At 42.0% G+C, this 824-nt stretch carries 1 pseudogene; it reads left to right on the top strand.

What is annotated here, in order from left to right:
• Nucleotides 1-824: pseudogene (locus ACFIJ7_RS09680) on the top strand (hypothetical protein); the annotation flags it as partial.

The raw sequence follows: 824 nt of genomic DNA, 5'->3' as shown, positions 1-824 counted from the left end.
GACAAGGCTGCGACATATTTTGGTGGTGGTTCAACATTTGCAGATGGTGCTTTTACAGCTCCGACTTATAAGATCTCAAATGTTGCTGAAGATGGGAAGGCAACAGAAACGTCCTACAACGATGTTGGTTCAGCCTTTGCTGGTCTTGATACGAGTATCAAGAATGTGAATACGCATCTAACGAATGAGGTCAAAAATTTTACTGACAAAGTAACGAATATTACGCAAGCATTTAAAGGCGATGCCTTGTTATGGAATGAGAAATCCCATGCCTTTGTCGCGCAGCATGAAAAGAGGGAAGAAAAAGAAGACAACACAGTTATAGTGACACAAGAAAACAGCAAGATAACGTCTCTTGCAGCAGGAGCTATCAGTGAAACTTCAACAGACGCCGTTAATGGCTCACAGCTTCATACATTAGGCACAGGGGTTGCTACGTCTTTAGGGGGTGGTGCTGTCTATAAGGATGGTGCATGGACCGCTCCTACATTCACGGTTAAATCGGTTAAGGATGATGGCAACTCTGGAGAAGAGAATTATTCTGATGTAGCAAGTGCTTTTGCTGGAGTTGGTAATTCTATCACGAATGTTAAAAACGAGATTACCAAACAAATTAACAATGAAATTGCCAATGTGAAAGGCGATAGCCTTGTTAAGAAAGATGCAACTACAAATCTTATCACTATTGGTAAGGAAGTAGAAGGCAGTGAAATCAATATTGCCAATAAGGCAGGTACGGATCGGACACTTTCTGGTGTGAAGGCAGCGACCAAGGATAATGAAGCCGTTAACAAAGGACAGCTTGAGAAAGGTTTAACGGATCT

Origin of the sequence: Bartonella sp. MR100HLJHH (assembly GCF_042194215.1) — a bacterium.
GTDB classification, from domain to species: Bacteria; Pseudomonadota; Alphaproteobacteria; order Rhizobiales; family Rhizobiaceae; genus Bartonella; species Bartonella grahamii.
The sequence above is the reverse complement of the archived record's forward strand: the minus strand, read 5'-3'. Positions and strand labels throughout refer to the sequence as shown.